Here is a 4,001-nt window from a genome sequence, read left to right on the forward strand (position 1 = left end):
GGAAGACTTCGCCGACGGGGTGAAGGTGTTTGGCTTTATCGAGTAGTAGCGACGTCGCTTGTCGATGGGTTTGGGAGGCGCCCTCCTCCACGGATGGGTGATGTCGACGAGTTTGGGAGGCACCGGGGTTCTTGCCAGGACAGCATCGACATGCTCCTGGTGAAAGGTGCTGGTCATGCCGCGGATGTCGAAGGTCGAGCTGTACGCGGCGATCCGGCGTGATCACCGTGGCGGCATGTCGATGCGGGAGCTTGAGCGCAAGCACGGCGTGACGTGGCGGACGGTGCGGAAGGCGTTGGACTCGTCCTGGCCGGAGCCGCGCAAGAAGCTGCCGCCGCGGGCGACCGGGCTGGACCGCTACAAGCCGGTGATCGACGAGATCCTGCGGGCGGACCTGGACGCGCCGCGCAAGCAGCGGCACACGGTCACCCGAATCTTCCACCGGCTGGTCGAGGAACACGGAGCCGACGTCTCCTACGGGATGGTCCGCTACTACGTCGCGGCCCGGAAGCCCGAGATCCTGGTCGAGTCGGGCAAGGCCCCGCTGGAGGCGTTCGTCCCGCAGACTCACCAGCCCGGTCACGAGGCGGAGGTCGACTTCGGCGACGTGACGATCCGCCTCGCCGGCGAGCTGGTGACCTGCTACCTGTTCTCCTTCCGCCTGTCGTATTCCGGCAAGGCCGTCCACCGAGTGTTCGCCTCCTGCGGCCAGGAGGCATTCTTCGAAGGCCACGTCCACGCGCTGCGGACGCTGGGCGGGGTCCCGCGAACCAAGGTCCGCTACGACAACCTCAAGGCGGCCGTCGCCCGCGTGCTCGGGCTGAGCCGGGCGAGGGTGGAAGCTGACCGATGGATCGCCTTCAAATCGCACTACGGCATCGAGAGCTTCTACTGCCGCCCAGGCATCGAGGGCGCCCACGAGAAGGGCGGTGTCGAGGGCCAGATCGGCTACTTCCGCCGCAACCACTTCGTCCCCGTCCCCGAGGTCTCCTCGCTCGCCGAGCTGAACGAGATGGTCGAGGAGTGGGACCGGCAGGACGACGCCCGCCGGATCGGCTCCAGGTCCCGGACCATCGCCGAGGACTTCGCCCTCGAACGACCGCTGCTGATGCCGCTTCCCGACGAACCGTTCGAGACCGGGCGTATATTCACCCCACGGGTCGACCGCTACGGCCAGATCCCGGTCCGCACGAACCGCTACTCGGTCCCCATCCGGCTGATCGGCAAACGGGTGCGGGTCATCCTTCACGCCTCTCACCTGGTGGTTTACGACCAGAACGTGGAGGTGGCCCGGCACGAGCGGCTGATCGCCAAAGGCGCCGTCCGCCTGGACTTGGACCACTACCTGGAGGTCCTGGTCCGCAAGCCCGGCGCCTTCCCCGGCTCGACCGCTCTCGAACAGGCCCGTTCGGCGGGCAAGTTCACCCCGGTCCACGACGCCTGGTGGACCCAGGCCATGAAGATCCACGGCGAGCGGGACGGCACCCGCGCGCTCATCGAGGTGCTGCTGCTCGGACGCCACATGCCCCACGAACATGTCGTCGCCGGCCTGGCCGCAGCCCTGCGGGCCGGGGCCATGACCGCGGACGCGGTCGCGCTGGAGGCCCGCAAGGCCGCTCAGGCCGAGACCGAGCCCGCACCGGACGCCCGGAACCTCGGTCAGCCGCCGGCGACGGTGACGTCCCTGCACGAGTGGCGACTCGCGCATCTTCCGCCGGACACCAGGCCTCTGCCCTCGGTGTCTCACTACGACCAGTTGCTCCGACGCCGCCGCACCAGCGGCAGCGGCCACCGTGAGGGAGAAGCGCAGTGACCATGCCCCGCCAGCGAGGGTTGACCGAGCAGGCCGCCGACGCCGCGATCGACTCCGCCTGCCGCCTGTTGCGGCTGCCGTCGATCCGCAACGAGTTCTCCGACATCGCCGACCGGGCGATCAAGGACCAGATGACCTACCGCGGCTTCCTCGCCGAACTGCTGATGGCCGAGTGCGACGACCGGGCCCGCCGCAGGTCGGAAAGGCGGATCAAGGCAGCCGGCTTCCCGCGGGAGAAGTCCCTGCGGTCCTTCGACTTCGACGCCAACCCCAACATCGACCCGGCCACCATCCACACCCTCGCCAGCTGCGAATGGATCAAGAAGAGCCAGCCGCTCTGCCTCATCGGCGACTCCGGCACCGGCAAGTCCCACATGCTCATCGCGCTGGGCACCGAGGCCGCAATGAAGGGCTACCGCGTCCGCTACACGCTCGCGACGAAGCTGGTCAACGAGCTGGTCGAGGCCGCGGACGAGAAGCAGCTGAACAAGACCATCGCCCGCTACGGCCGCGTCGATCTCCTCTGCATCGACGAACTCGGCTACATGGAACTCGACCGCCACGGCGCCGAACTCCTCTTCCAGGTCCTGACCGAACGCGAGGAGAAAAACAGCGTCGCCATCGCCTCCAACGAGTCGTTCGGAGGCTGGACGAAGACGTTCACGGACCCCCGCCTCTGCGCGGCCATCGTCGACCGGCTCACCTTCAACGGCACCATCATCGAGACCGGCACCGACTCCTACCGCCTCGCCAGCACCCGAGCCCGAGCCGAGGAGCACGCCAAGGCCGGCTGACATCTGCCGCTACCTGACTCGACGGCCTGCCGCCCTGACGGGCGGCGGGCCGGTTGGCATTCGCAGGCGGTGCTGTCCGGTCGCGAGATTCGATCGGCTCAGTCTTCAGAGCCGTCGTCATCGAGCGGACGCAGGCGGCGCCGGGCCTCCTCCAGCCGCACGTCATAGTCAGGGAAGAACAGCGCGGGCAGCATCTTGTCCAGCTGGCCGGCGATCCGATGAATCGGCGCCCATGCGGTTGGATCGTCGACCGTGTTGCTCAGGTCGGTCATCTGCAACCGTTCCAACCAGTCCGACAGGATCGTCGCTTCGTCGCGGGTGAGCTTGATCGTGATCTCTGCTTCTTCCACCCCGGCCCCACCCCTTCGAACAGGCAACTCAACGTTCGACAGCACAACCTACCGATCGCTGGCTCCGCGAGATCGACCAGCCTTCATCGGGCCCGGACACGTGCCGTCATCTCTCGTCGACATTCCCGAGCCGGTTGATCGCCAACTGCCTCCGCACCCCATCGACAAACGCTGTTCCTGGAGATGAACGAAGCCAAGGTGTTCTACGACGCGGGCGAACTGGCGTGCGTCGCGCTGGACGCGGTCACCGGCCCGCAGGTCTTCCTCGCGGGCTTTGCACTGGCCGGTCGCGACCCCGAGCAGGCTCACCACTACCTCCTCGACAACGCCGCCGAGCACGAGAACTGCCTGCTGTACACCCCCGACCACTCCCTCTCCCTGACCGACCTCGGGCTGCTCGTGCGCTCACAGCAGATCGGGGACGTACGCCTCACACGCCCGCTCGTCGTCATCGGAAAGTGGCTGGAGTCGGAGTACTACCGAGACCACCTGCCACTGGAAGGCACCCCGGCCCCGGACGAATCGGCCTCGCTCCCGTAGGCACGCACACCACGGCTCACCATCCGCGACCGCCCCAGGCCAGTTGCACGGTGCGGCTCGCCCCACCGGATCGGGGGCCGGTGGCCGGGCCGGTCGGTATCGGGCGGGTGCTGCCGGCGCAGCGGCGAGGTCGGCGGAAGGAGGGTGGCGCGTTCGGCGGTGGTACGGGCCCGCAGCTGTTCCAGGCGGCGCTGGACGCGGGCGTGGGTGTGTAGAGGTCGATCGCGTCGGTGAGGTGGTCCCATTCCTCGCCGTCCAGGCCCGCCGGGCACGGGCCGAAGACGTCAGGGCCCGCGCGGTGGTGGCGGCGCCGGTAGTCGCCGAGGCGGTCAGCAGCCGGGTGAAGGTGCGCTGCTCGTCCTCGTCGTCACCGGGGGCGGTGATCTCCTCCATCCAGGCTTCGGGCAAGGGTTCGCCGGCGAGCGCGGCCGCCAAGGCGTGCCTCGCGAGGCGCGCATCCAGCGCTGCGTGAGACAACGGTGCGACGCCGAGGGGGTCGCGCAG

5 protein-coding genes are annotated in these 4,001 nt (G+C 68.5%); 4 read left to right on the forward strand and 1 reads right to left on the reverse strand.

The window, feature by feature from the left end; translation table 11 throughout:
- Window positions 1-184 precede the first annotated feature (184 nt).
- Entirely contained in the window at window positions 185-1,813 is a 1,629-nt protein-coding gene (istA, locus tag QRN89_RS35465) for an IS21 family transposase (RefSeq protein WP_290354004.1), read from the forward strand.
- Window positions 1,810-2,607, forward strand: a complete 798-nt coding sequence (gene istB, locus QRN89_RS35470; protein WP_290354000.1) for an IS21-like element helper ATPase IstB — start codon at window positions 1,810-1,812, stop codon at window positions 2,605-2,607. Before istA ends, istB begins: the two co-directional genes overlap by 4 nt.
- A 98-nt stretch (window positions 2,608-2,705) precedes the next feature.
- On the opposite strand, the gene QRN89_RS35475 is transcribed toward istB, so the two are convergent.
- Window positions 2,706-2,957: a hypothetical protein gene (locus QRN89_RS35475; RefSeq protein WP_290354001.1), complete on the reverse strand. Its 252-nt coding sequence runs from the start codon at window positions 2,955-2,957 to the stop codon at window positions 2,706-2,708.
- 183 nt (window positions 2,958-3,140) lie between these two features.
- Between QRN89_RS35475 and QRN89_RS35480 the strand changes: the two genes are divergently transcribed.
- Window positions 3,141-3,497, forward strand: coding sequence for a hypothetical protein (locus tag QRN89_RS35480; RefSeq protein ID WP_290354002.1), 357 nt, complete (start codon window positions 3,141-3,143; stop codon window positions 3,495-3,497).
- A gap of 235 nt (window positions 3,498-3,732) precedes the next feature.
- Window positions 3,733-3,969, forward strand: coding sequence for a hypothetical protein (locus QRN89_RS35485; protein WP_290354003.1), 237 nt, complete (start codon window positions 3,733-3,735; stop codon window positions 3,967-3,969).
- The last annotated feature ends 32 nt before the right edge of the window (window positions 3,970-4,001 follow it).

Source organism: Streptomyces sp. HUAS CB01 (assembly GCF_030406905.1).
Taxonomy (GTDB): Bacteria; Actinomycetota; Actinomycetes; order Streptomycetales; family Streptomycetaceae; genus Streptomyces; species Streptomyces chengbuensis.

What these genes read in the sequence shown, in the direction of transcription:
- istA (WP_290354004.1), top strand. Translation starts at nt 185, where the DNA reads ATGTCGAAGGTCGAGCTGTACGCGGCGATCCGGCGTGATCACCGTGGC.
- QRN89_RS35480 (WP_290354002.1), top strand. Translation starts at nt 3,141, where the DNA reads ATGAACGAAGCCAAGGTGTTCTACGACGCGGGCGAACTGGCGTGCGTC.